Raw genomic sequence first — 25,596 nt, 5'->3', positions numbered from 1 at the left:
CGTGCCTATCGGCACGCGGGAAATAAATCGGTTCTGTCATCTACCGACGCTACGCTGTCAAGCCCCTGGCGGGGCAAATTATCCCGTAGGGATATAACAGCGGAGCGTCGGTAGAAGAAGAGCGGTTGTGTCATGCTCTGGCGTGCCGTGAGGTACGCGACCATTCGGGGCGAATTATCCCGTAAGCTGGCAACAGCGGAACGTGGACGGATCGGTAGAAGAATTCATATACTATTAACCAATGAAAATTGCCTTTCAGGAACGATTGGAGACCTTGGAAGAGGGCCATTTTGAATTGATTTCGCGTCAGAACGAGAAGCTCAAACCCGGCAATGGCCTCTTCGACCGCTACCAGTACCCGGTTCTGACGGCCCGGCACACCCCCTTGTTCTGGCGGTATGACCTGAACCCGGCCACAAACCCCTATCTGATGGAGCGGTTTGGCATCAACGCAACCTTTAACGCCGGGGCCATCCGGCTGGACGGGAGGTATCTGCTGGTGGTGCGGGTCGAAAGCAGCGACCGGAAGTCGTTTTTCGCGGTGGCCGAAAGCCCCAACGGAATCGACAACTTCCGGTTTTGGGACTACCCGATTGCGATGCCCGAAACCGGCGAACCGGACATCAACGTCTACGACATGCGGCTGGTGCAGCACGAAGACGGCTGGATTTACGGCCTGTTCTGCACCGAACGCAAAGATCCGGCTGCTCAGAAAGGCGACGAATCCTCGGCATCGGCGCAGTGCGGAATAGCCCGGACGCGCGATCTGAAAACCTGGGAACGGCTGCCCGATCTGGTTTCGCCTTCACCCCAGCAACGGAATGTGGTGTTGCACCCGGAATTTGTGAACGGAAAATACGCGCTATACACCCGTCCGCAAGACGGTTTTATCGAAGCCGGAACGGGCGGAGGCATCGGGTTTGGCCTGACCGATTCGATGGAAAATCCGGTGATCGACCGGGAATACATCGTGGATGAGAAACGCTACCACACGGTGTATGAGGTGAAAAACGGGCAGGGACCGGCACCGATCAAAACCGCGAAAGGATGGCTGCACCTGGCCCACGGCGTTCGGAACACGGCGGCCGGGTTGCGCTACGTCCTGTATCTGTTTATGACGGATTTAGAGGACCTAACGAAAGTGATTTACAAACCGGCGGGGTATTTTATCGCCCCCGAAGGCGAGGAGCGCATTGGCGATGTGTCCAATGTCGTCTTCGCCAACGGCTGGATTCTGGACGACGACGGGACGGTTTTCATCTACTACGCATCGTCGGATACCCGGATGCACGTGGCGACGTCTACCCTTGGTCGTTTGCTCGACTATGTGGTCAACACCCCGGCAGACGGGCTGCGGTCGGCCACCTCGGTCGAGCGACTGAACGACTTGATTACGAAAAACCGGATGTACCAGACCGGGCGGGAAAAAACCATGCCGGCTGCTAACGGGCAAGCGGCTTGACGGAGCGATCAGGCACGGATGAGGCCTTGACAATGAATTTATTAGGATCAATTATAGGTTGGTAGTCCGGACAAAGCCAGTGCGTTGAACTGGCTTTGTTTTTCGATTTGTCAACCAGCCAGACTACCCAAAGACTTTAAAAACCACGTTCAATTCCACCTCAATTTTTTACCTACTATGAAAAGAAGTCTATGTTTTCTGAGGATCCTGGTCCTCTCCCTTTTGTCAACCCTCAGCTTTGCGCAAACCGTCGAGGTCAAAGGCAAAGTGACGGAGGAGGGCAAAAGCGAAATAAACGGGGTCAACGTGCTCATCAAAGGCACGACCCGCGGAACGATTACCAACGACCGGGGCGAATACAGCATCCAGGTACAAAAAGGGGCGACCCTCAAATTCAGTTCCATCGGTTTTATACCAAAAGAAGTCGAAGTCGGCAATTCAACCACCATCGATGTGTCGCTGATGCCCGAAGAATCGACGCTGAGCGAGGTGGTGGTGACGGCCCTCGGGATCAAGAAAGAGAAAAAAGCCCTGGGGTATTCTGTTACCGAAGTGAAAGGGGAGGAACTGACCCAGGCGCGAACCGTCAACATGGCGAACTCCCTGCAGGGAAAAGTGGCCGGTTTGAACGTGGCCAACACGGCGACGGGCCCCGGTGGTTCGAGCCGGATTGTGATTCGTGGGAATGGTTCGATTTCCGGCAACAACCAGCCGCTGATCGTGGTCGACGGAACGCCCATCAACAACGACAACCTGGGTTCGGCCGGGATGTGGGGTGGGGGTGATAGCGGAGACGGTATTTCCAGCCTGAACCCCGACGAAGTGGAAACGATCAGCGTATTGAAAGGTGCCACGGCCTCGGCCTTGTACGGTTCCCGCGCTTCCAATGGCGTTATTCTGGTGACGACCAAAGGCGGGAAAGCCAACAAAGGCATCGGCGTTGAGCTGAGCAGCAACTACGTGGCGGAGAACCTGTTACTGCCCACCTACAAAGATTACCAGTATGAATACGGCATGGGCAACAACGGCATTAAGCCGACCACCGTGGCCGAAGCCCTGACTTCGAATAGCTGGGGAACGAAACTGGACGGTTCAAATACCATCAATTTCGACGGAAAATCACGGCCTTATTCGGCTTACAAAAACAACCAGACCGATTTCTACCGCGTCGGAAGCACGTTTACCAATTCGGTGGCGCTCACGGGAGCGACGGAAAGCATCACGTACCGGTTGTCGATGAACGACCTCAACAACAAGTCCATCATTCCCAATAGCGGACTGCGCCGGAACAATTTTGCGCTGAACGTCAACGCCAATCTGGGCCCGAAACTGTCGATTGTCACGAACGTCAAATACATTCTGGAGAAAACCACCAACCGGCCCCGCCTGTCGGATTCGCCCGGAAGTGCGACGTACGCGATCAACGCCATGCCGACCTCGCTGCCGCTTTCGGCCCTGAAAGAAAGCCAGCTCAATGACGACGGTTCCGAGAAAGTCTGGTCCGACAACATTTACATCCAGAACCCGTATGTGGCGGCTAACAACTGGCGGCAGGAAGATAAAAAAGGCCGGATTATCGGCGTCGTCGAGCCCCGCTTCAACTTCACTGACTGGCTTTTTCTGCGCGGTCGGCTGGGTTTCGACAATTTCAACTACCGCAACCTGACCATCACGCCTTACGGCACGCCATTTCAGCCGCGTGGGGGCATGAACGTGGGCAACCGGAATTTTACGGAAACCAATTCCGAGTTGCTGCTGGGCATCAACAAGAAGTTTGGCGACCGGTTTGGGGTCAATGCGCTCTTTGGGGGCAACCTGATGAAACAGACCTACCAGAACTCATCGTATGGCGGCAGCAACTTCAACATTCCGTATTTCTACGACATTTCGAACATCGACCCGGCCGCCCGGAGTTCCAGCGAAAACTACATCGAAAAACGGATCAACTCCGTTTACGGTTCGGCGGAATTCTCCTATAATAGCTATCTGTTCGTGACGGCAACGGCCCGGAACGACTGGTTCTCGACGCTTGCCAAAGGAAACAACAGCATTTTGTACCCGTCGGTGGGGGGGAGTTTTGTGGTTTCGGAGGCTTTCAAATTGCCAACCGCCATCAATTATTTGAAAGTGAGAGCGTCGTGGGCGCAGGCCGGTGGCGACACCGATCCGTATAACCTGTCGCTGTACTACGGTTTGTCGGGGGCGCACCTGGGTGCTCCGCTGGCCCAGATCAACGGCGACCGTGTGCCGAATTCGAACCTGCAACCGCTGACCTCGACCACCTCGGAAGCCGGTTTGGAAACCCGTCTGTTCAACAACAAACTGGGGGTCGACTTTGCGCTGTATACCCGGAAAACCACCAACGACATTGTGGCGGCTACGATTTCCAACACTTCCGGCTACGGCAGCGCGCTGTTCAACGTGGGCGAAATTGCCAACAAAGGACTCGAATTGTTGCTGACCTACCGACTGGCTTCGGCGAAGGATTTCTCGTGGGATGCGTCGTTCAACATGGGCTACAACCAAAGCGAAGTGGTGAGCCTGTATGGCAACCTGACTACGCTGCAGGTGGACGAAAACCGGACGCGGATTGCCTACATTCACCAGGTAGTGGGCCTGCCCTACAGCCAGGTGAAAGGATTTACCTACAAAAAAGATGCGTCGGGCAATGTCGTTTACGACTCGCAGGGCTATCCCTTGCAGGGTAATCTGGTCAATTTCGGCACCGGCGTGGCACCGACGACCCTGGGTTTCACCAACTCGTTCCGGTATAAGGGCATCGGCCTGAGCTTCCTGATCGACGGGAAGTTTGGCGGGGTGATTTACTCCGGAACCAACGCCTACGCCAACCGCCGGGGCTTGCTGAAGTCGACGCTGGAAGGCCGCGAAACGGGCATTGTTGGCAAGGGCGTCAACGAAAAAGGCGAACCGAATACCGTGAGAGTACCGGCGCAGCAATACTACGAGCGGCTGTTCAACATTGCCGATCCGTTTGTCTACAGTGCCGACTTTTTGAAACTCCGGCAGGTGATCATCGACTACACGATTCCGACGCGGGTGTTTGGCAAATCGCCGTTCAAAGGGGCTTCCATCTCGCTCGTGGGCCGGAACTTAGCCATTCTGATGAAGAAAACGCCGAACATCGATCCCGAATCGACCTACAACAATTCGAACGCCCAGGGACTGGAACTGGCCGGTGTGCCGCCAACCCGTACGGTGGGGGTTAACCTGAATCTGAAATTCTAAGTCATGCGCTCATCTTCTAAAAGATACCACCATATGTTACGCAAAATACTGATAGTGACCACGCTTCTGTTTACGTTTGGGGCGTGTACGGAAGATTTTGAAAAAATCAACGTCAACCCCAACACGCCCTCGTCGGTGCCTTTGGACTACCTGTTGTCGGGGGCCACGCTGCACATTCCGGGGTCGGCGGGCGATCCGGGGTATAAGTCCTGGCGGGCCAACTTCATCTACGCGTCGACCGTCATTCAGCAGATGTCGTCGGTAGAGGTCAATTTTTACCGGGGAACGGTATATACCTACCAGGGTGATTTGAGCGAAGCTTATTTCGTGAACTCGTACCCGAATTCGATCAAAAATCTGGTCAATCTGATTGCACTGGCCAAAGCGGATGCGAAAAACGTGAACATTCTGTCGATGGCCCGGATTCTGCGGGTGGTCGAGATGGCCAACATCACGGATCTGTACGGCGATGTTCCGTACAAAGAAGCGGGTTTAGGCTATCTGGACGGTGTTTTCTCGCCGAAATACGATGCGCAGAAGGACATCTACGCCGACTTGCTGAAAGAACTGGAAGAAGCCGGGAAAGCGTTCAGTGCCACGGCCTACATTCCGAAAACCGCCGATTTTGTGTATGCCGGTGATCTGGAAAAATGGAAGCGTGGTGCCAATTCGCTGATGCTGCGGCTGGCCATGCGGATGCAGAAAGTGGATGCGGCCGGGGCGCAGGCCTGGGCCAAGAAAGCCATCGACGGCGGCATTATGGCCAGCAACGACGATAGCTTTTCGATCAAGTTCTCGAACACGGGGGCCGGCACCAACTCCAACGCCAATTCGTGGAACCTCGGCGCGGGACGCGGCATTGCCAACGGGAATAACATCCAGTGGGCCAGCACGTTCATCGATGCGCTGAAAGCCCGGAAAGACCCGCGCCTGGCGGTGATTTCGGCACTGAAAAATGGCGACAAGACTGTGGCGAAACAACGCGGAATTCCGCCTGGAACCGATGCGACGACCCTGAAAACACTGCCCGAAACCAGTCTGGATAATTATTCGCGGGTGGCTCCGAACATGTACGCACTGGAAAATCCGTACTTCATCATGACCCACGCCGAAGCGCGTTTGCTGAAAGCCGAAGCCATTGAGCGGGGGTGGGCTACCGGAACCGCCAAAACCGAGTTTGAAGCTGGTCAAAGCGCGGGTGTCCGGCAATTGGCGTCGTATGGCGGGGTGATTGCGGATGCCGATGTGGCGGCTTACGCGGCTGCCAACCCGTATTCGACCGGGTCGCTGGATGATAAAATGAACGCCATCCACACCGAAATGTGGGTGATCACCGGCTCGGTGCTGAACCACCTCGAAGGCTGGGCGAACTGGCGGAGAACTGGACTGCCCAAACTGACTCCGGTCAATTATCCGGGGAACGAAACCAACGGCCAGATTCCGCGCCGGTTGCGGTATCCGCAGGGAGAACCGGGGATTAACCCGAATATTCAGGAAGCCATTACCCGCCAGGGGCCGGATCTGTTCACGACCCGGATCTGGTGGGACAAGCAATAAGTTTACCAACTAACCTATTTTGAATAGTCAGGAGGCCTCTGGAAACAGAGGCCTCTTTTTCTTTCCAGACAACAGAGGCTAGATTAGAGAGAAAAACCGGAAATGAACGCTCAAATCCGGTTTTGAGAAGATTAGGAGACGGCGGTTTTCGTTATTTGTTTCAAAAACAACACGAATGAAAGTTTTCTACGGCCTTCTACTCCTCCTGTTTTCACAATCGCTGCAAGCCCAGCGCACGTTTTCTCCCGCCGATACCACCGGTTTTGCGGCAATTCTGGAAGCATTGCGACAGAAATACCAGATCCCATCGCTCTCCGTTGGCGTGGTGCATGGAAAAAAGCTGGTCTGGTACAAGGGGTTGGGCTATGCTGATATTGAAAATAAGGTAACACCCACCGAGCATACGGTGTATCATCTGGCGTCGGTTACCAAAACCTTCGGGGCCATCATCCTGATGCAATTGGTGGAAGCGGGCAAGATCAATTTGGATGATCCGGTTACAAAATACGGCATTCAGTTGGGTGCGCGTTGGGGCAACGACGACCGGATTAAGCTCAAACACCTGCTGACCCACACGGCCCAGGGAAACTCGTTCAACGGTTTCAAACCGGGCTACAGCTTTGGTTACAACGGCGATTACTACGGCAAACTGGCTCAGCCCATTGAAAAAGAATCGGGAAAAACGTTCGGGCAGTTGATGGTCGACAACATCATCCGACCGCTGGGGCTGGCCCATACAGCGCCCAATCTGGCCGATACCGCCAGTTTTGCGTTGACGGGCTATAATCGGGAAGCGTATGGCAAGCTAGTGGCCAAACCGTATGATCTGCAAAAAGGCCGGATTGTACCCATCGCGGATCCGACCCATTTCGGCCCGGCGGCCGGATTGATGTCGTGTGTCAGCGATCTGGTGGCCTATTCGACGGCCATTGACGAACAAAAACTCTTAAACCCCCTAACCTGGAAACAGGTTTTTACGCCGACGTATTCCCGAAATGGCAACGCGCTTCCCTACGGCCTGGGGTGGTTTGTGCGTGACTATAAAAGGTTGCGGATTCTTTGGCATACCGGCTGGTGGACGGGCAATTCATCGCTGTTCGTCAAGATTCCCGAACGTGATTTGACGTTTATTATTCTGGCTAATTCGCAGGATTTGAGTCGCCCTTTTTACGCCAAATTTGATATTTTCAGAACCAATCCGAAGCTTCAGAGCAACCTGAGAGCCTCCGCGTTCGCCAAAGCCTTTCTGGATCAATTTGTCGGAAAACCCTGAAAACCGGTTAAACCACCAAAAATCACAGGCTATTGTGATAAATGTCACTGATTAGGTTCCCGGATAGCCGTTACTTCATCCCAAAAAGCAAGGCTATGAAAAAGAACATTGGTTTTTCGGATAAGGTGGTTCGTTTGTTGATTGCCGCCACGTTAATAGGGCTTTATATTGCGGATGTGGTGACTGGCGTATGGGCCGTGGTGGCCCTGGCAGGAGCCGGAATTATGATTGCCACCAGTTTAATGAATTTTTGCCCGATATACGCATTCTTTGGGATAGGCACCAAACGCCGAAAAAAAATGTCTTAAGGAAGACGACCGGCCCGACGTTCGGGTGCGGTGAAAGACAGCGAGAGGAATGATCAACGACAGTCAGGTAGTCAATGCCGCGTTTCGGGGAAGTTTTGAACCGGCGCTAATCGAAGAAATAAACCGGATCGGGATTTATCAGGAAGTTGAAGAAGGTGAATATTTGATCCGGCCGGGGAGTTACATCCGCTCGGTGCCGATTATTCTGAGTGGCTCCATCAAAATTATGCGCCCCGATGCGGTCGGTAATGAGGCTTTGCTCTACTACCTGAGTGGGCTGGATTCCTGCGCCATCTCGATGACGGGCAGTCCCGACAACAAACCCAGCGAAATTACGGCGATTGCCGAAGAAAAAACCCGTCTGATTTTCATCCCGGTCGAGAAAGTCGATGAATGGATTTGCCGGTTTCCGACCTGGAAACAGTTCGTTTTCCGTACCTACCAGCGCCGGTTCGACGACATGATTGCCACCATCGACAGCATTGCATTCAAGAAACTCGACGAACGGTTACTGACCTATTTGAAGAAGAAAACCCAGAGTTGCCAGTGTACGGTTTTGCAGATCACCCACGAAGAAATTGCCCGCGAAATGGCGACGTCGCGGGAGGTGATTTCCCGTCTGCTGAAGCAGTTGGAGCGCGTGGGCTACCTCCGGTTGTCACGCAATAAAATCGAAATTTTGTAGAAAATGGTTGCCCGTGTGACATATATCACGGAACCGCCCGTTTTTCATGGCGTGCTTTGTTAAAAAAAAACAGCATGAGTTCGCATGAAATTCTGGGCTTTACGGCATCGATCCTGATCGGGATTACCCTGGGTCTCATCGGCGGGGGCGGCAGCATCCTGACCCTGCCGGTGCTGGTGTATCTGCTCGGCATCAACCCAACGGTTTCCACCACCTATTCATTATTTGTAGTCGGCACCACCTCGCTGGTCGGTGCCGTTCGCTATATGCAGCAGCGGCTGGTCAACTACCGGGCCGCGCTGGCCTTTTCACTGCCTTCGTTTGCCGCCATTTACCTCACCCGCACTTACCTCGTTCCGGCCATTCCGGACCCGGTTTTCTCAACCCCGGCCTTCTACCTGAGTAAAAACGTCGCCATCATGGTTGTGTTTGCGCTGGTCATGCTGGCGGCTTCCGGCTCGATGATCCGCGACCACCGGATTGAAACGGACGCAGATCAGAACCGGATTAGCCCTAATTTGCTGGCGACAGAAGGGGTTCTGGTCGGTATTCTGACGGGCGTTGTGGGCGCGGGGGGCGGTTTTCTGATCATTCCCTCGCTGGTCTTGCTGGCCCGTTTGCCCATCAAAATGGCCGTCGGGACTTCACTGCTGATCATTGCCGCCAACTCGCTGATCGGCTTTCTGAGCGGGCTGTCACTGACCACGATCGACTGGCGGTTTTTGCTGGTCTTTACGGCCCTGTCGATCCTTGGCATTTTGTTGGGTACCTACCTGACCCGGTTTGTTTCCGGCCCGAAACTCAAAAAAGCTTTCGGCTGGTTCGTGCTGGCGATGGGCGTGTACATTATCGTGAAAGAAACTTTTCTCCAATAGTCCGGCGTGTAACAAAAGTCACGGAACGCCCGTTGCCGCCTTTTTACTTTTGTTACAGGTTGAATCACAAACGCATCAACCTGAATTTTGTTAAACCAGAATCGAATAGAAAACCATGAAAATTGAACAGATTTATACGGGCTGTCTGGCCCAGGGTGCCTATTACATTGAAAGTGAAGGCCAGGTCGCGATTATTGACCCGTTGCGGGAAGTAAAACCGTATGTGGAACAAGCCGCCAAAGCGGGTGCCAGCATCAAATACGTGCTGGAAACCCACTTTCACGCCGACTTCGTGTCCGGTCACCTCGACCTGGCGCGCCAAACCGGGGCTACCATCGTCTATGGGCCGCTCGCCAAACCGAATTTCGAAGCCCACATTGCGACCGATGGCGAAGAATTGCAACTCGGTTCCGTCAAAATCCGGGTGCTGCACACGCCCGGCCACACGATGGAATCGACCTGTTACCTGTTGCTGGATGAAACCGGGAAAGAAACCGCCCTCTTCAGTGGCGATACCTTGTTCATCGGCGACGTCGGCCGTCCTGATCTGGCCCAGAAAGCGGACCTGACGATGGACGATCTGGCGGGCTATCTCTACGAGTCGCTGCGCACCCAAATCATGACGCTGCCGGACGACGTTATCGTCTATCCGGGTCACGGGGCGGGTTCGGCCTGTGGCAAAAACATGAGCAAAGAAACCACCGATACGCTGGGCAATCAGAAGTTGTTCAACTATGCGCTGCGGGCTTCGATGTCGAAAGAGGAGTTTATCAAGGAAGTAACCGACGGTTTGCTGGCCCCTCCGCAGTATTTCCCACAGAACGTTGCGCTCAACAAACAGGGTTACGAAAGCATCGATACGGTTTTGAAACGGGGAGGACAGGCCCTGAGTCCGGAAGCGTTTGAAGCAGCCGCCAACGAAACCGGTGCCTTGATTATTGACACCCGACCGGCGCAGGTTTTCCGTCAGGGTTTCATTCCGAACTCGATCAACATCGGGCTTGGCGGGCAGTTTGCCCCCTGGGTCGGTACGTTGGTCCCGGATGTAAAACACAATCTGTTACTGGTTTGTGAACCGGGTCAGGAGCAGGAGGCATTAACGCGGCTGGCGCGGGTGGGCTACGATCAGGTGCTGGGCTTTCTGGCGGGCGGATTCAGTGCGTGGGAAGCCAGCGGGAAGGAGAGTGACACCCTGTTGTCGGTATCGGCGGAGTCGCTGGCAAACCGGATGGCCGAAGGGGATCTGGAGATTGTCGATGTGCGGAAGCCGGGTGAATTTGCCGCCGAACACATCGCCGGGGTTCGGAACATTCCGCTGGAATACCTCAACGATCACATGGCGGAGCTACCCAAAAACAAAACCCTGTTCATTCATTGTGCGGGCGGCTACCGCTCCATGATGGCCGCTTCGATCCTGAGAGCACGGGGGTACGAAAAACTGGTGGATGTGACGGGCGGTTTTGACGCCATCAAAAAAACCGGTCTTTTTGAAATCACGGATTATGTGTGTCCCACGACCTTGAAAAAGGCGTAACAAATTTGTAAATTAGCCAATTGAATAGAAAAATAGAAAATCTATGGAGTTATTAGAGTTAATCCGTCAGCCCTGGCCCTGGTACGTGGCCGGGCCGCTGATCGGACTGACGGTGCCAGCCTTGCTGTTGATTGGAAATAAATCGTTTGGAATTTCATCGTCGCTGCGACACATCTGTGCGGCCTGTATACCGGCCAATATTCCGTTCTTTTCGTACGACTGGAAACACGAAATCTGGAACCTGGTATTTGTCGCCGGTATTCTGATCGGCGGTTTTCTGGCGGGACATTTTTTGGCCAACCCCGAGGCTATTCAAATTTCACCCCAGACCGTCGCGGATCTGAAAGCCCTTGGTATTCAGGATTTTACAGGATTGATGCCCGGTGATATCTTCAACGTGGCTAACCTGTTCACCCTGAAAGGGCTGGTGTTTTTCGTGCTGGGCGGTTTTCTGGTTGGGTTCGGAACGCGCATGGCGGGCGGCTGCACGTCGGGGCATTCCATCATGGGGATTTCCAATCTGCAATGGCCGTCGCTGGTCGCCACCTGTTGTTTTATGGCGGGCGGTTTTGCGATGACGCACCTGATTTTACCCCACCTCATGAAGTTGTTTTAAAAGCCGGAGATACACGAATGGAAAAAATTGAAGTAGAAGAGATGTTGGCGTGCGATGCACCCAACGACATGAAGCAGGAGGAAGGATTTGTCGGGAACCTGAAATACGGAGTGGTCGGCATTCTGTTTGGCATCGTCTTTGTCAAAGCCGAAATTGTTTCCTGGTTTCGGATTCAGGAGATGTTCCGGCTGCAAAGTTTTCACATGTATGGTGTCATTGGCTCCGCGATTGTGGTCGGAATGCTGTCGATATGGCTGATCAAACGGTTTAGAATCAAAACGATAGCGGGTGATGAGGTGGTATTTCATCCCAAGAAATTCAACTCCGGGCAAATCTACGGCGGTTTGCTTTTCGGTCTCGGCTGGGCCATTACGGGAGCCTGCCCGGGTCCGTTGTTTGCCCAGATCGGCAGCGGTTTCGTGGTTGTGCTGGTGACGCTGCTGAGTGCCATTGCCGGAACCTGGGTGTACGGGTATTTCCGACCCCGGCTGCCGTAACGGAAGTTTCGATTTACCTGAAAATAACCGGGTATACTTTGCCGGTTTTGCCGTCTTACTGATAAAAACAGTCGATCAGGGTAGTCTATAGTCCGGTCATGTGGGCTATTCGCTATGGACACGAAGCAAAACCGATGCAATTCCTAAACCCGTTTTTTATAAAATTTGTACCAGGACTTTTTCAAAACGCCCCTAAATCCCCTGAAGGGGACTTTCTGAATCCGGATGCTGCTGCGTCCAAGTCCCCTTCAGGGGATTTAGGGGCAATATGTCAGGTCGTTACCAGACAAATAGTCTTCGTCTTTTGCGTGAGTTTTTTTCTGCTCATTAACGGAGCCGCGCGGGCTGAAACCGTCTTTTCGGTTCAGGACGGCGGCTACCGGTTTTTCTGGGACCTGGCGATCATGGCGCCGAGCCGATACGACTGGAATGCCGACGACGAAGTCTTACTCAATACCGCCATCATCGGCGCACGGCGGTTTTCAACAAGGAAGAAAAGCCATTCAGGAACGGGGAATGGAAGAACGGGAAACTGCGAATCGATTCCCGTACGTTGCGAAATAATCCCGGTTTGAACGGTTTTCTGGTATATAAATGAAAGTTATTTCGCAGAGTTGAGCGGAGGAAATCAGAGTTACGCAGAGTTTTTTTCTCTGATTAACTCTGATTTCCTCCGCTCAACTCTGCGAAATAACCCTTAAAATAAACATGAAAATACTCCTCCTCGCCTGTAGCCTTCTAACTACGATCCACGCCTTTGCCCAAACCCGAACCCGCCTTTTCGACTCGGATTGGCGGTTTTTGAAAGACAGCACCATCCAGGCCGAAGCACGGGATTACAACGATGCCAACTGGCGCTTCCTCGATCTGCCGCACGACTGGAGCATCGAGGATTTGCCCAACCCGTCGCCGGATCAGGTAGCCGGGCCGTTTTCGCGAGCGAGTGTCGGGGCTACGTCAACCGGGTATACCGTCGGCGGAACGGGTTGGTACCGCAAGACTTTCCGGCTCAAACCGACGGAAAAAGGCAAAACCGTATCGATCTATTTTGATGGAGTTCACATGGAAACCGACGTCTGGATTAACGGGCGTCACCTGGGTTTTCATGCGTATGGCTACACGCCTTTTCAGTATGACCTCACGCCCCATTTATTGCCAACCGGTCAGCAAAATGTCCTGGCGGTTCGGGTGAAAAACAACGGCAAAAACAGCCGCTGGTACACCGGTTCCGGGATTTACCGGCACGTCTGGCTCACCGTCGCCGAGCCGGTTCACGTGGCCCCCCTGGGTATTTCGATTACGACCCCGCAAGTGTCTGACAAAACCGCTCAGGTGCAGGTGCTGACCGCCGTTGAAAACCAGTCTGGAAACGCGATGCCGGTTTCGGTTCAGATTACCGTATTCGCTCCGAATGGCAAACCCGTTGCCAAAACGCAACAGACCGTTGCGGTAGCGGCTCACGGGAAAGGGGAGGCCACACAACGGCTGACCGTAACGACCCCGCAACGCTGGTCGCCGGAAAGACCGGATTTGTACCGGACCCGCGTGGTGCTTTTTTCGGGCAAAAAACGACTCGATAGCGTGACGACGGCCTTTGGCATTCGCTCCATTCAGTTCAGTGCCAAAACCGGTTTTGTGCTGAACGGGAAGCGGGTTATGCTGAAAGGCGGTTGTGTTCACCACGACAACGGGCCGCTGGGTGCTGCTGCCATCGACCGGGCGGAGGAACGCAAAGTGGAACTCCTGAAAGCCAACGGGTTCAATGCCGTACGCGCCAGTCACAACCCACCGTCGACGGCTTTTCTGGATGCCTGCGACCGGCTGGGGCTGCTGGTGATCGACGAAGCCTTCGACATGTGGCAGCGGCCCAAAAAACCGCAGGATTACCACCGGTTTTTCGACGACTGGTGGCAGCAGGATTTGCAGGCCATGATCCTGCGCGACCGCAACCATCCGTCGGTTATCCTCTGGAGCATCGGCAACGAAATCAACGAACGCGCCGAACCCTCGGGGCTGGCGATCACGAAAAAACTGGCGGATGAAACCCGTCGGCTGGACCCCACCCGCCCGGTGACGGAAGCCCTTTGCGTGTTTTGGGAACATCCCGGCAAAGTTTGGACGGATTCTGACCCCGCTTTTGCATTGCTGGATGTGGGTGGATATAATTACGAGTGGAAAAACTACGAATCGGATCACCAGCGGCACCCGGAGCGCATCATCCTGGGGACAGAAACCTTCGCCAAAGAAGCCTTTCAGAACTGGCAGATGGTGGAAAAACACCCGTATGTGATCGGTGATTTTGTCTGGACGGCGATGGATTATATGGGAGAAACCGCCATCGGTCATTCGCTGCTGCAACCGAAAACCACCAAAGACAGCACGATTGCGGTGTTTCCCTGGCCGTGGTTCAACGCCTACTGCGGAGATCTGGATCTGATCGGGTTCAAAAAACCGCAGTCCTACTATCGCGACGTGGTCTGGCGAAACCGCCCGATCGAACTGGCCGTTCACAACCCGATTCCGGCGGGCATGAAAGAAACCGTGACCAACTGGGGCTGGCCGGATGAGCAGCCGAGCTGGACGTGGCCGGGCGCGGAAGGGCAAGCGCTCCAGGTGCGGGTTTTTTCGCGCAGTCCGCTGGTGAAGCTGGAACTGAACGGGAAACTAATCGGGGAACAAACCATTGCCGACACCACCATCACCGCGACGTTTACGGTTCCGTATGAGCCGGGAACCCTGAAAGCCACGAGTTTTGAAAAGGGAAAACCGACGGGTTCGATCGAATTGATTACCGCCGGAAAACCGTACCGCCTGCAACTCAAAGCCGACCGGTCAACGATCCGTGCCGATCGCAATGATCTGTCGTATGTGGCCGTCGAGGTGGTCGATGAAAAAGGGAATCTGGTTCCCACGGCGGCTGTTCCAGTTACATTTCAGCTTGCCGGTGCGGGCGAACTGGCGGGTGTGGGCAACGCCAATCCCACCGATCTGAGTAGTTTTCAGAAACCGGAGAAAACGACGTTCCGGGGCCGTTGTCTGGCCATTCTCCGTCCTACCCTAAAACCGGGAAAAATTACACTGAAAGCCACGGCACCCGGTTTGCAAACGGGGGAATTCACCGTGACGGTGCGCTAAAAATCCAACTGTGGCAGGGTAATTTTAAAGATAACAAAATCGTAACAACAGTAATTTTTGCAATGATGCATGTTTTGGCAAGCAATTTATATTTCAGGGAGTTTATAGTTTTTTTTCGCTTGCCATGTTTCTTCATTTGTTCATCTGACCGACCACATAACTCGGCCCCGGATGGTGAAAACCGTGCTGATTAGCAGGAAATAGATACAACTTCGCTGGGTATTGTGTATAGAGCCAGCCGAATGCTGCCTTTCCGGGTGAGCAAATTTCTGGGTTAGGGGTAGGAGTAATCTGGTGTTGCTAGATATATTAAATTATTTTTAAATATTTGGCGAAAGAATTGGAATTGCACAGATTCCGAGACCTTTGTCACCATTTAACTTTCTACCTATATGATGATTTTCTACTCTTTTTCTCCTCCATTTACAATGCACTGGAGGAGACTTTGCTGTGTCCTGCTCGCCCTAACGCTGCTGGCGGTCGAGGGCAAAAGCCAGGCCTTGGCAACGATTAAAACGTCTAGTTTTCAGGCTGAACGACCGGGCGCCGATGTCACCGTCAGCGGGCGGGTGACGGATGCCCTGACGAACGAGGCCCTGGCGGGTTGCAGTGTCGTTCTGAAAGGAACCCAGCGCGGAACCACAACGGACGCCAACGGCGATTACCGGATTGCCGTGCCGGAAGGCAATGCCGTCCTGGTGTTTGGTTTCATCGGTTTTGTTTCGCAGGAAATAGCGGTCGGCAACCAGAGCACAATCAATGTCTCTCTCAAGGCATCGGCGTCGGAACTGTCGCAGGTGGTGGTCATCGGCTACGGGAGTGCGGCCAAAAAAGACATGACCGGTTCGGTGAAGTCGATCAAAAGTGCCGATTTTAACAAGGGGATCATTAACTCGCCGGAGCAGCTTCTCCAGGGAAAAGTGGCCGGGGTCAACGTCACCTCAGCCAGTGGCGAACCGGGTGGTGCTCAGAATATTACAATCCGGGGTCCGGGTGGGGTTCGGACGGGCAGTACACCCCTCTTTGTGCTGGACGGGATTGCGCTCGACAACTCCAGTACGGGTGGAACCTCCAACCCGCTGAATTTTCTGAACCCGCAGGACATCGAGTCGATCGACGTGTTGAAAGATGCTTCGGCTACTGCTATTTATGGTTCGCGGGGGGCGAACGGCGTGGTGTTGATCACGACCAAGAAAGGCAAATCCGGTTTTTCGACCTTCAATGTATCGTCCAGTCTGGGCATCTCGAACCTGACGCGGGCGTTGCCGGTGTATTCGGCGGATGAATACCGGCGCCAGGTTCCGGCCGTAGGCGGGGTGCTGGAAGATTTCAAGGCATCGACCGACTGGCAGAAGGAAATTACGCAGACGGCCTATACCCAGAACCACAACGTTTCGTTTGGCGGAGGAGCCGAAAAGCTGACGTATTATGGTTCGTTCGGGATTCAGGACCAGGACGGTATCCTGAAAAACAGCGAATTCAAACGGTATACGGGACGGATCAATGTGTCGCAGAAATTCATGGAAGACCGCCTGAATGTGGATGTCAACCTGAATGCAACCAGCACCTACAGCCGCCGTCCACCGGTCGAAAGCCTGCTGGGCGGGGCGATTTCCGCCAATCCGACGCTGCCGGCCTACGATGCCAACGGCGAGCCCTTCAAATACCAGAGTGGGGTAAATCCGCTGATTCCGCTGAAACTGGAAAAGGATGTAACCACCATCAACCGGGTGATCGGGAATATTTCGCCGTCGTTCAAAATCACGAAAGATCTGGTGTACAAACTCAACCTGGGCGTTGACAACTCCAGTTCGGTGCGGGATTTGCAGTCGTTGCCCAACGCGGTTCCTTTGCAGGATGGTCGGCTGGAAACCATTTACAAAACCAATCGCAACGTGTTGATCGAGAATTACTTCACGTATACTTTGTCGACCACGAAGCACAACCTCACGGCTTTGCTGGGGCATTCGTACCAGAAGATTTTTGTGCAGGAACGCAGTTCGAGCATCAACAAATTTCCGATTTCGCCCATCGAGCCGATCTACAACCCCGGTCTGGGGCAGGATCTGACGCTGGCCAATAACCGCCCCGGCGGATACGCCCTGGAAAATGAGCTTCAGTCGTTCTTCTCCCGCGTCAATTACCAGTACAACGACAAATACCTGATGACGGCCACGGTGCGGGCCGATGGCTCGTCCAAGTTTGGGTCCAACAACAAGTACGGTATTTTTCCATCGTTCTCGGTAGGCTGGCGGTTGTCGGAAGAAGCGTTCCTGAAATCGGGGCCGTTCTCTGATCTGAAACTGCGGGCGGGCTGGGGACAAACCGGTAATCAGGAAATCCCGTCGAAAATCACGCAGGCGTTGTTTACCTCGCAGGTGTCGGCCACAACAAGTTATCCGCTGGCTCCCACGGGGCCGTATCCCGCCGGAACGTCGTATTCGCGGCTGGCCAACCCGGACATTCAGTGGGAGGTGTCTTCCCAAACCGACATCGGTCTGGATTTCGCCTTGTTCAAAGGGGCTCTGTCGGGCTCGGTCGATTATTTCCGGAAAGTCTCCAACAACATTCTGCTGGAAGTGATCCCGGCTGACCCCGTTCAACCGGCGGGTACGTTCTGGACCAACGTGCCGGACATGACGATCACCAACCAGGGTGTTGAACTGGATCTGAATTACCGCTATGCCAACCTGAACGGTTTCCGGTTCGACATTGGCGGGAATGTTACGTTCATCGACAACGAGGTGAAAAATTCGCCGTATACCGTCATTCCGTCCGGCTCGGCTTCCGGTTCCGGTCTGACGTCGGCCACCATCAATGGCTACGTGAACGGCCAGCCCATCGGCACCTTTTTCCTCAAGGAATTCACCGGTTTTGACGACAAAGGCATCAGCACCTTCCGCGATGTGGACGGCGACGGCATTGTGACGGACAAAGACCGGGTGGCCGTGGGAAGCGCCCTGCCCACAAAACAGTTCAACTTCAACAGCAACGTGGCCTACAAAGGCTTCGATCTGGCGGTGAATTTCAACGGCGTTTCGGGCAACAAACTGTACGACAATACCGCCAACTCCAATTTCTACAAACTGCGGTTGTCGAAGGGGTTGAATACCACGCCTGAAGCCATCCAGTATGCCAACGAGTCGATCAACAACTCGGCACCGGTTTCGTCGCGCTACCTGAAAAACGGTTCTTATCTGCGGCTCAACAACCTGTCGCTTGGCTACAACCTCAGCCCCAAGCTGCTCGGCATCAACCGCTGGGTTTCCGGAATCCGCTTGTCGGCCACGGGCCAGAATCTGTTTGTGATTACCAAGTACGACGGGTATGACCCCGAGGTGAATACGGACCGGACGGTCAACGGCATTTCCTCCTACGGCATCGACTACCTCAGCTACCCGAAAGCCAAAACGTTCGTTTTGGGCCTGAATCTTACTTTTTAATCCTAAAATTAACACCCTCAACCCCCTAAAGGGGCTAACACATCGGGTTAAAGCCCCCTTTAGGGGGTTGGGAGCGCAAAAATCATGAAAAAGAAAGTCATATTAACCGTCATGCTGGCAGGTCTGTACGTCCTCAATGGCTGTACGAATCTGTCCGAGAATGTGTTGGACGAAGCCTCGGCTTCGGGCCTTTCCGACCGGCAGGCTGCCGATGGAATCATTGCGCCGGTGTATGCCCGGCTACCGGATATTTTCCTGCATACCAACTACTTCGCGCTTCAGGAAATCTCGACGGACGAGGCCATTCTGCCGTATCGGGGTGGTACGGACTGGGGTGATAACGGTATTTATCTGGCGATGCACCAGCACACGCACACCAGCACCGACCCCAACCTGCGCAATACCTGGAACCTGATTTTGCAGGGCGTTTCGCGGTCCATTACCGCCATCAATACGCTGCCGACTTTGAATGATCCGGTTTCCAAAACGTACCTGGCGGAAGCGCGGGGTATGCGGGCGTATTATTCGCTGCTGACGCTGGACCTGTTCGGGCTGGTGTTTGTCAAGGACGATCTGGGCGAAAATTCAACCATTCTGCGGGGTGAGCAGGCAGTGGAGTACATCAAAAACGAACTGCTGGCCGTTGAACCAAATCTGGAAACAGCGGTCGGTCCCGGTCGGCTGACGAAAGGGGCGGTTTGGGGGCTGCTGGCCCGATTGTATCTGAATGCGGCTGTGTATCGGGATCGGTATGCGGCTCAGTTCACGTTCAAACCGGAAGACATGGATAAGGTCGTCGAATACACCGACAAGATCATTAATTCGGGGCAGTACCAACTGTCGCGGGATTACTTTTCGATTTTCAATTCGGACAACAACACCAACAAGGAGTTGATTTTTGCCGTCGATCAGCGGGCTGACCTGAACGGTCATAACCGGATGGCCTACTTCTCCCTGTCCGGCGATCAGTTTCCGCTACCGGCCTATCCCAACGCCAACGGAACCGACGGACCGGGCATTACGCCCGATTACTACCGGACCTGGGTGAATGCCTATGCGCCGAATGACCCGTCGGTCGATCCGCGGTTTTACAAACAGAACCTGTCGATTTATACCAACCCGGCCGATTCGTGCGTAGCAGAAGCGAATTTTAACATCAACCGGGGAATTTTGCGCGGACAACAATACGGTTTGATTCGTCGGAACGGCGTGTTTTTGAAATGCGCGGACGGCAAATACAAGGTCGCCAAGCTGTTCCACGACACCCGGAACCGCCCAACCCAGGCCGTCGACTTCACGGAGCAGATCGACTTCACCGTGGCGGGTAGCAACTACAACACCGGCTACCGGGTCGAAAAATACGAGTTCAGCAAAAAGTCGGTCAGTGGCCGGAATTTTGGCGAAGCCGACATCATTATCCTGCGGCTGGCTGATGTGTACATGATGCGGGCGGAAGCCAAACTTCGCAAGAGTGGTGATGCCGCCAGTGCGCTGGCCGATGTCAATCTCGTTCGGGCGGCCCGGACGGCCACCACACCGCCCCCGGCGCTGACCTCCATGTCGCTGGATCTTTTGTATCGGGAACGCGGGTTTGAATTCTACTGGGAAATGCTGCGCCGGACGGACATGGTCCGGTTTGGCAAGTACGAGGACAAGTGGACGGAAAAGACCAATAGCGACAGGATGAAACGGATTTTCCCGATCCCGCAAACGGCCATCGATGGTGCGTCGAACCTGCCCGGTTATCTGAAGCAGAACGACAGTTACTAAGATCTTTTCTCAAGATCATTAAAACGAAAAACCGCCCACTGGTGATCAGACTGGGCGGTTTTTTTGATAAAACGTTTTGAGGAATTGGAACGCGGATAAATCGGATTGAACGGATCAAAACGGATTTTATCTGCGCAAATCCGCCCAATCCGCTTCATCCGTGTTCCTATTAAACCACCATGATGTCTTTTTCCTTCGCAGCAAAAATATCGTCGATTTTGGCGATGTGGCTGTCGGTGAGTTTCTGAACTTTCTCTTCCCCTTTCTTCACCTCATCTTCCGAAACGCCTTCCTTGGTCAGTTTGCGAATGCCTTCGTTGGTGTCTTTCCGGATGTTGCGGATGTTGACCTTGGCTACCTCGATTTCGGCCTTGACTTTCTTCACCAGATCCCGGCGACGTTCTTCGGTCAGGGCGGGAATGTTCAGCCGGATGTTTTCACCGTCGTTGGTCGGTGACAGGCCGAGGTTACTGTTTCGGATGGCTTTCTCGATTTCGCCAATCATCTTTTTTTCAAAAGGCTTGATGGCGATGGTTCGGGCGTCGGGGGTGGTGACGGAAGCGACGTTGTGGATGGGAGAATTCATGCCGTAATACTCCACCTGAAGGCCGTCCAGCATCGAGGGCGACGCTTTGCCTGCCCGAATTTTGGATAACTCGATATTCAAATGTTTCAACGCCTTTTCCATCGTATCCCGGGCGTCCTCGAGATATAGCTCAATCTCTTCCATTTCTTGAATAGTAAATATCAAATGTCTAATAATAAATGTAAAATGATAAAGTGCGTGCGTTTTACATTTATCATTCGATGTTTATTATTTTTCATTCCTGGTAATAAAGTTCAGCAGTGTTTTAGCCAGTAATCAGTGTCCCGATGTCATCTCCTTCGACCAGCCGGATCAGGTTGCCGGACTTGTTCATGTCGAAAACGATGATGGGGAGGTTATTTTCTTTGCATAACGTAAAAGCCGTCAGGTCCATTACGTTCAGTTTCTTTTCGTAAACATCCTGAAACGAAATGGTAGTAAACCGGGTGGCGGTTTTGTCCTTGAACGGATCGGCGGTGTAGACACCATCCACTTTGGTACCTTTCAAGACCACATCCGCTTCCACTTCGATGGCCCGCAGGCTGGCGGTGGTGTCGGTGGTGAAGTAGGGATTGCCCGTTCCGGCCCCGAAGATGACAATGCGGCCTTTTTCGAGGTGACGGACGGCCCGGCGACGCACATAGGGTTCGCAAACCTGTTCCATCTTGATGGCCGACATCACGCGCGTATACAACCCGTGTTGTTCGAGCGAACTCTGGATGGCCATGGCGTTGATAACGGTCGCCAGCATGCCCATGTAGTCGCCCTGAACCCGGTCCATCCCGCTGCGTTCGCCCTGGATTCCCCGGAAAATATTGCCTCCGCCGATGACGATGGCAACCTGAACGCCCATTTCAACCACTTGCTTGATTTCCAGACTGTAGGCATCCAAAACCGTTGGGTCGATGCCGTACCCTTTGTCTCCGCTTAAAGCTTCTCCGCTAAGCTTGAGCAGAATGCGTTTATATTTTAGTTGAGTCATGAAGGAAAGTTTGGCGGCAAATATAGCAAAAGTTAAGAGTGAAGAGTGAAGAGTTATGAGTTAAAAAGGTTCCTGTGACAGAATGCGTCAGCCAATTCTTCACTCATCACTCATCACGCTTAACTGAATTCGACTAAAACCTGGTTTTTCTCGACGGTTTGGCCCCGGCTGATCCTGACGGTTTTGATGGTGCCGTCAGTGGGGGACTTAATGACGTTTTCCATTTTCATGGCTTCCAGAATCAACACCGTATCGCCTTTGTGAACCGTGTCGCCGGGTTGAACGCTGAGGCTCAGAATCAGGCCGGGCATGGGCGCTTTGATGTCGTTGATTTTGGTCAGGCTGGCCGTGCTCATGCCCATTTGTTCCAGCAACAGGTCGAAACGGTCTTTCAGGGCGATCTGGTGAATCGCCTGGTTGATTTTTATCGTAGCGGTTTTTTCCGTCGGGTTCAGATCGAGAATTTCAGCCGTATACGAACGATTCTGGTACAGAATGTGAAACATCCGGTCGTTCAGCCGGGCCAGATCCCACGTCAGGGGTTGGCCATTCAAAACCGGGAGATCACCCGTAAAATCGATTTCAAACGGGGGCTGATCGTTGACGGAAGCACGAAACATAGATGGAAGGAATTAAGAAATGGGCTAACGCTCACTTTTTATTGATCAAATATACACCCAACAGGCAAATTCCCATACCGGCAACCTGCGGCCAGTGGAGTGGTTCGCCGTCGAAAAGCCCCCAAAGCACGGCTACTACCGGAATGAGGTAGGTTACGGTGGAAGCAAAAACGCCGGAAGTTAACTGAATAATCCGATTAAACAGGATGGTGGCAAAACCGGAACCGACCATGCCGAGTGTAAGCAGCATCAACAGGGCGGGCGTTGAACCCGGAGCCGCCACCCGCGTCGGGAAGTCGGTGGTGGCCAGCCCGAGCAGGGCAATGGGGCCCACCATGGCAAAGGTCGATGCGGTCGACAGCAGGGCGGGCAGGTCACTCAGATACCGGGAAACAATGTTGATGTTGAAACCGTAACAAAGCGTGGCCAGGACAATCAGAAATGCGTAACCGTTGAAGGAAAAAGAACCCGTAGCGCTAAAAAACACCAGAAACACCGATCCGGCAAATCCCAGCAGAATACCGCCGACCTGGAGGAGTTTGGCCCGTCCGCGAAACAGAATGACCCCGATCAGAAACGTAAACAGCGGGCTGAGGGCATTCAGTGTGCCGGCCAGCGAACTGTTCAGGTGAGCACCGGCGGTGGCAAACAGAACGGCGGGAATCAGGTAGCCGAGCATCCCCGAACCCAGCAACGGAAGCCAGCGATCACGCGGAAACTTTTTTCCCAGAATGACCAGATAGGGCAGAAAAAAAAGAAAAGCCAGAAAAATCCGCCCCGTTCCGACCTGCATTGGCGAGAAAACGCCCAAACTGTGTTTAATTAGAATAAAAGACGTTCCCCAGATCAGGGCAACCAGAATGAGCAACAGCCAGGCCAGGAGCCGGCGATTGGCAGCAGGGGCAGGAAGGGGGGCACGGGCGGAGGGGGAACTTTCGGTAAATGGTTTCGTCATAGTTTAAAAACCACCGTTCAAGGCTGTTTGGTTCTGTCAGGGAATAAAAAGTTGCATAGGCAAATGGCTGGAAAAGAAACCATTATGAAACGATTGAGGTTGTTGGAAATACAACTGCCGCTAAGCCGCAACGCTGTTCAACTATTTCGCGTAGTAGAATGCAACGCTACCTGACCGATTCCTGTCCTGAACGGTAGTGCCCCGTCTCTAAAAAAATCGTAAAACCGGTAACATGAAGTTACCATCCTATCGCCACCGGATTGGGTATGAAACTGTCGGTTATTATTCTGAATTATAACTCCAGCGGCTACACGCTGGACTGTGTCAATTCCATCCGAAAATACACACAGCTTGGTGATTATGAGATTGTTGTTGTTGATAATGGCTCACAGGAGGTTGACTTTGACCGATTGTATTCCCTCAATCAACAACCCTTTCTGAAACTGATCCGGAGCCGGGTCAATCTCGGTTTTGCGGGCGGGCTACTGCTGGGTTTGCAGGTGGTCGATCCATCGTCAACTTATTATTTCTTTCTGAACAACGATTGCCAACTGCTCGACGATGTTTGCAGCCGCCTGTATGCGTTCATGGAAGACCACAAAGCGGTGGGCGTTTGCACAGGGCAGGCTGTCAACCGGGCCGATGAACATGAACCATCGTTCAATTATTACCCCTCGCTGAGCGGAAACTTGCTGGGCCACGGTTTGATGCGTTGGTTTCATCCGGCGGATTACCTGCCTCGCCGACAGAAATACCAGGAACCCGTGCCCGTTCCGGTGGTGACAGGCAGTGCGCTTTTTGTTCGGGCCACGGCGTTCTGGCAGGTGGGCGGTTTTGATCCGGCGTATTTCCTGTATTGCGAAGAAGAAGATTTGTGTCGGCGGTTGCGGCAACGGGAATGGCGGGCGATGTTGATTCCGGATGTCCGGTTTCGGCACCTGGGGGGCGGTAGCACCCGGCGGAATCTGCTGATTGAAAAAGAATACTACATTTCTCTTTTCTATTATTTCCGTAAAAACGAGAATGTCCTGAAACAACTCCTGCTTCAGCTTTTTTATACGCTGAAAGTAGGCAGGAAGGCTTTTCGGAGTACGCATTTTGCGCAACTGGCCTGGTTCATTTTGCGGGGAGCGCCCGGCCGTGAGAGCCTTCGGTATCGCCAGGGACTACCGGTAATTGCCCGCCCGACCACTGACCATCAGCCAACCTCTTCACTGCTATCCCAATGAAAATTCCGGTCAAAGCCCCCCTTTCTGTTGTCATCATTACCCTGAACGCCGAAAGAACGTTGAAGCTGGCGCTGGAGTCGGTTGTGGAGTGGGTGGATGAGGTTATTGTGGTCGATTCGGGCAGCACCGATGCCACCCTGACCATCGCGAGCGATTTTAATTGCCGGGTTACCTACCGGAAGTTCAACGGGTTTGGGCCGCAGAAGCAATACGCGATCGATCAGGCCAAAAATGACTGGGTGCTGGTGCTTGATGCGGATGAAATTGTGACGGAGCAGCTTGCCAACGAAATAGCCGCTTTGTTTGTCGGCGAGCCGATCCATGCGGGGTATACGTTGCCGCGTAACCTGATTTTCCTGGGCCGGATTTTGCGGCACAGCGGCCAAAACCGCCAGCCGGTGTTGCGGCTGTTCAACCGGCACCACGGTCGCATGACGCCCGTTCCTGTTCATGAGTCTGTTCAGGTGGAAGGCTCCATTGGACAGCTTTCGGGAATCCTGATTCACTACAGCTACGGATCATTGCACGATTATGTGCTGAAAATGAACCACTACACAACGCTGAGTGCCGAAGAAATGGCGTTGCGGCACAAAAAAGCCAATATCCCGCTCCAGGGTTTGCGTTTCCTGTTTACGTTTCTGAAAATCTATTTTTTCAAAGGCGGACTACTCGATGGTTACCCCGGTTTTGTGTGGGCGTTGTTGTCGGCGATTTATCCGGTGATCAAGTATTCAAAATTGCAGGAACTGCACGATAACGACGAAAAGCCCAAAACGAAACCGGTTCTGGCTTTTGGCCAGACACCCGGTTTTCGTTAAAACCG

At 53.5% G+C, this 25,596-nt stretch carries 20 protein-coding genes; 16 read left to right on the top strand and 4 right to left on the bottom strand.

The window, feature by feature from the left end; all coding sequences use genetic code 11:
- Positions 1-241: 241 nt before the first annotated feature.
- The 14 genes from DUE52_RS10645 to DUE52_RS10580 all read left to right on the top strand — a co-directional run bounded on the left by DUE52_RS10645 (position 242) and on the right by DUE52_RS10580 (position 20,401).
- On the top strand, positions 242-1,462 hold the full coding sequence (locus DUE52_RS10645) for a glycoside hydrolase family 130 protein (protein WP_114405986.1): 1,221 nt from the start codon (positions 242-244) through the stop codon (positions 1,460-1,462).
- Between the two features lie 222 nt (positions 1,463-1,684).
- Positions 1,685-4,708, top strand: a complete 3,024-nt coding sequence (locus DUE52_RS10640; protein WP_229312133.1) for a SusC/RagA family TonB-linked outer membrane protein — start codon at positions 1,685-1,687, stop codon at positions 4,706-4,708.
- 33 nt (positions 4,709-4,741) lie between these two features.
- Entirely contained in the window at positions 4,742-6,265 is a 1,524-nt protein-coding gene (locus tag DUE52_RS10635; protein WP_114405984.1) for a SusD/RagB family nutrient-binding outer membrane lipoprotein, read from the top strand.
- 175 nt (positions 6,266-6,440) lie between these two features.
- Entirely contained in the window at positions 6,441-7,538 is a 1,098-nt protein-coding gene (locus tag DUE52_RS10630; protein ID WP_114405983.1) for a serine hydrolase domain-containing protein, read from the top strand.
- A gap of 95 nt (positions 7,539-7,633) precedes the next feature.
- Positions 7,634-7,846: a YgaP family membrane protein gene (locus DUE52_RS10625; RefSeq protein ID WP_165840910.1), complete on the top strand. Its 213-nt coding sequence runs from the start codon at positions 7,634-7,636 to the stop codon at positions 7,844-7,846.
- 49 nt (positions 7,847-7,895) lie between these two features.
- Positions 7,896-8,531, top strand: coding sequence for a Crp/Fnr family transcriptional regulator (locus DUE52_RS10620; RefSeq protein ID WP_114405981.1), 636 nt, complete (start codon positions 7,896-7,898; stop codon positions 8,529-8,531).
- A 74-nt stretch (positions 8,532-8,605) separates the two neighbouring features.
- Positions 8,606-9,406, top strand: coding sequence for a sulfite exporter TauE/SafE family protein (locus DUE52_RS10615; protein WP_114405980.1), 801 nt, complete (start codon positions 8,606-8,608; stop codon positions 9,404-9,406).
- A gap of 115 nt (positions 9,407-9,521) precedes the next feature.
- Positions 9,522-10,940 carry an MBL fold metallo-hydrolase gene (locus DUE52_RS10610; protein WP_114405979.1) on the top strand — a complete coding sequence of 473 codons (1,419 nt, stop codon included), beginning with the start codon at positions 9,522-9,524 and terminating at the stop codon, positions 10,938-10,940.
- A gap of 43 nt (positions 10,941-10,983) precedes the next feature.
- Positions 10,984-11,556, top strand: coding sequence for a YeeE/YedE family protein (locus tag DUE52_RS10605; RefSeq protein WP_114405978.1), 573 nt, complete (start codon positions 10,984-10,986; stop codon positions 11,554-11,556).
- A gap of 17 nt (positions 11,557-11,573) precedes the next feature.
- Positions 11,574-12,053 (top strand): YeeE/YedE family protein, encoded by a 480-nt coding sequence (locus tag DUE52_RS10600; protein WP_114405977.1) that lies wholly within the window; start codon positions 11,574-11,576, stop codon positions 12,051-12,053.
- A gap of 308 nt (positions 12,054-12,361) precedes the next feature.
- On the top strand, positions 12,362-12,628 hold the full coding sequence (locus tag DUE52_RS10595) for a hypothetical protein (RefSeq protein WP_114405976.1): 267 nt from the start codon (positions 12,362-12,364) through the stop codon (positions 12,626-12,628).
- Positions 12,629-12,761: 133 nt separating this feature from the next.
- Entirely contained in the window at positions 12,762-15,188 is a 2,427-nt protein-coding gene (locus DUE52_RS10590) for a glycoside hydrolase family 2 TIM barrel-domain containing protein (protein WP_114405975.1), read from the top strand.
- A 392-nt stretch (positions 15,189-15,580) separates the two neighbouring features.
- Positions 15,581-18,631 carry a SusC/RagA family TonB-linked outer membrane protein gene (locus DUE52_RS10585; RefSeq protein WP_229312132.1) on the top strand — a complete coding sequence of 1,017 codons (3,051 nt, stop codon included), beginning with the start codon at positions 15,581-15,583 and terminating at the stop codon, positions 18,629-18,631.
- An 84-nt stretch (positions 18,632-18,715) separates the two neighbouring features.
- Positions 18,716-20,401 carry a RagB/SusD family nutrient uptake outer membrane protein gene (locus DUE52_RS10580; protein WP_114405973.1) on the top strand — a complete coding sequence of 562 codons (1,686 nt, stop codon included), beginning with the start codon at positions 18,716-18,718 and terminating at the stop codon, positions 20,399-20,401.
- Between the two features lie 169 nt (positions 20,402-20,570).
- Here DUE52_RS10580 and frr read toward each other — a convergent pair whose 3' ends face one another.
- The 4 genes from frr to DUE52_RS10560 all read right to left on the bottom strand — a co-directional run bounded on the left by frr (position 20,571) and on the right by DUE52_RS10560 (position 23,544).
- Complete coding sequence (gene frr, locus DUE52_RS10575; protein ID WP_114405972.1) at positions 20,571-21,131, bottom strand: ribosome recycling factor; 561 nt, start codon at positions 21,129-21,131, stop codon at positions 20,571-20,573.
- A gap of 121 nt (positions 21,132-21,252) precedes the next feature.
- Positions 21,253-21,969, bottom strand: coding sequence for a UMP kinase (gene pyrH / locus DUE52_RS10570; protein ID WP_114405971.1), 717 nt, complete (start codon positions 21,967-21,969; stop codon positions 21,253-21,255).
- Between the two features lie 119 nt (positions 21,970-22,088).
- Positions 22,089-22,589, bottom strand: coding sequence for an acyl-CoA carboxylase biotin carboxyl carrier protein subunit (locus DUE52_RS10565; RefSeq protein ID WP_114405970.1), 501 nt, complete (start codon positions 22,587-22,589; stop codon positions 22,089-22,091).
- Positions 22,590-22,620: 31 nt separating this feature from the next.
- A complete protein-coding gene (locus DUE52_RS10560) occupies positions 22,621-23,544 on the bottom strand; it encodes a DMT family transporter (protein WP_114405969.1) in 924 nt (307 codons plus the stop codon).
- Between the two features lie 266 nt (positions 23,545-23,810).
- Between DUE52_RS10560 and DUE52_RS10555 the strand changes: the two genes are divergently transcribed.
- Positions 23,811-24,773 (top strand): glycosyltransferase, encoded by a 963-nt coding sequence (locus DUE52_RS10555; RefSeq protein ID WP_114405968.1) that lies wholly within the window; start codon positions 23,811-23,813, stop codon positions 24,771-24,773.
- Positions 24,770-25,591, top strand: coding sequence for a glycosyltransferase family 2 protein (locus DUE52_RS10550; RefSeq protein WP_114405967.1), 822 nt, complete (start codon positions 24,770-24,772; stop codon positions 25,589-25,591). The genes DUE52_RS10555 and DUE52_RS10550 overlap by 4 nt, the downstream gene beginning before the upstream one ends.
- The last annotated feature ends 5 nt before the right edge of the window (positions 25,592-25,596 follow it).

The organism is Larkinella punicea (assembly GCF_003334855.1).
Lineage (GTDB): Bacteria > Bacteroidota > Bacteroidia > Cytophagales > Spirosomataceae > Larkinella > Larkinella punicea.
The sequence above is the reverse complement of the archived record's forward strand: the minus strand, read 5'-3'. Positions and strand labels throughout refer to the sequence as shown.

Excerpts from the sequence above, each read along its gene's own strand:
- DUE52_RS10645 (WP_114405986.1), top strand. The coding sequence starts at position 242 with ATGAAAATTGCCTTTCAGGAACGATTGGAGACCTTGGAAGAGGGCCAT.
- DUE52_RS10635 (WP_114405984.1), top strand. The coding sequence starts at position 4,742 with ATGTTACGCAAAATACTGATAGTGACCACGCTTCTGTTTACGTTTGGG.
- DUE52_RS10630 (WP_114405983.1), top strand. The coding sequence starts at position 6,441 with ATGAAAGTTTTCTACGGCCTTCTACTCCTCCTGTTTTCACAATCGCTG.
- DUE52_RS10625 (WP_165840910.1), top strand. The coding sequence starts at position 7,634 with ATGAAAAAGAACATTGGTTTTTCGGATAAGGTGGTTCGTTTGTTGATT.
- DUE52_RS10620 (WP_114405981.1), top strand. The coding sequence starts at position 7,896 with ATGATCAACGACAGTCAGGTAGTCAATGCCGCGTTTCGGGGAAGTTTT.
- DUE52_RS10615 (WP_114405980.1), top strand. The coding sequence starts at position 8,606 with ATGAGTTCGCATGAAATTCTGGGCTTTACGGCATCGATCCTGATCGGG.
- DUE52_RS10610 (WP_114405979.1), top strand. The coding sequence starts at position 9,522 with ATGAAAATTGAACAGATTTATACGGGCTGTCTGGCCCAGGGTGCCTAT.
- DUE52_RS10605 (WP_114405978.1), top strand. The coding sequence starts at position 10,984 with ATGGAGTTATTAGAGTTAATCCGTCAGCCCTGGCCCTGGTACGTGGCC.
- DUE52_RS10600 (WP_114405977.1), top strand. The coding sequence starts at position 11,574 with ATGGAAAAAATTGAAGTAGAAGAGATGTTGGCGTGCGATGCACCCAAC.
- DUE52_RS10590 (WP_114405975.1), top strand. The coding sequence starts at position 12,762 with ATGAAAATACTCCTCCTCGCCTGTAGCCTTCTAACTACGATCCACGCC.
- DUE52_RS10585 (WP_229312132.1), top strand. The coding sequence starts at position 15,581 with ATGATGATTTTCTACTCTTTTTCTCCTCCATTTACAATGCACTGGAGG.
- DUE52_RS10580 (WP_114405973.1), top strand. The coding sequence starts at position 18,716 with ATGAAAAAGAAAGTCATATTAACCGTCATGCTGGCAGGTCTGTACGTC.
- frr (WP_114405972.1), bottom strand. The coding sequence starts at position 21,131 with ATGGAAGAGATTGAGCTATATCTCGAGGACGCCCGGGATACGATGGAA.
- pyrH (WP_114405971.1), bottom strand. The coding sequence starts at position 21,969 with ATGACTCAACTAAAATATAAACGCATTCTGCTCAAGCTTAGCGGAGAA.
- DUE52_RS10565 (WP_114405970.1), bottom strand. The coding sequence starts at position 22,589 with ATGTTTCGTGCTTCCGTCAACGATCAGCCCCCGTTTGAAATCGATTTT.
- DUE52_RS10560 (WP_114405969.1), bottom strand. The coding sequence starts at position 23,544 with ATGACGAAACCATTTACCGAAAGTTCCCCCTCCGCCCGTGCCCCCCTT.
- DUE52_RS10555 (WP_114405968.1), top strand. The coding sequence starts at position 23,811 with ATGAAACTGTCGGTTATTATTCTGAATTATAACTCCAGCGGCTACACG.
- DUE52_RS10550 (WP_114405967.1), top strand. The coding sequence starts at position 24,770 with ATGAAAATTCCGGTCAAAGCCCCCCTTTCTGTTGTCATCATTACCCTG.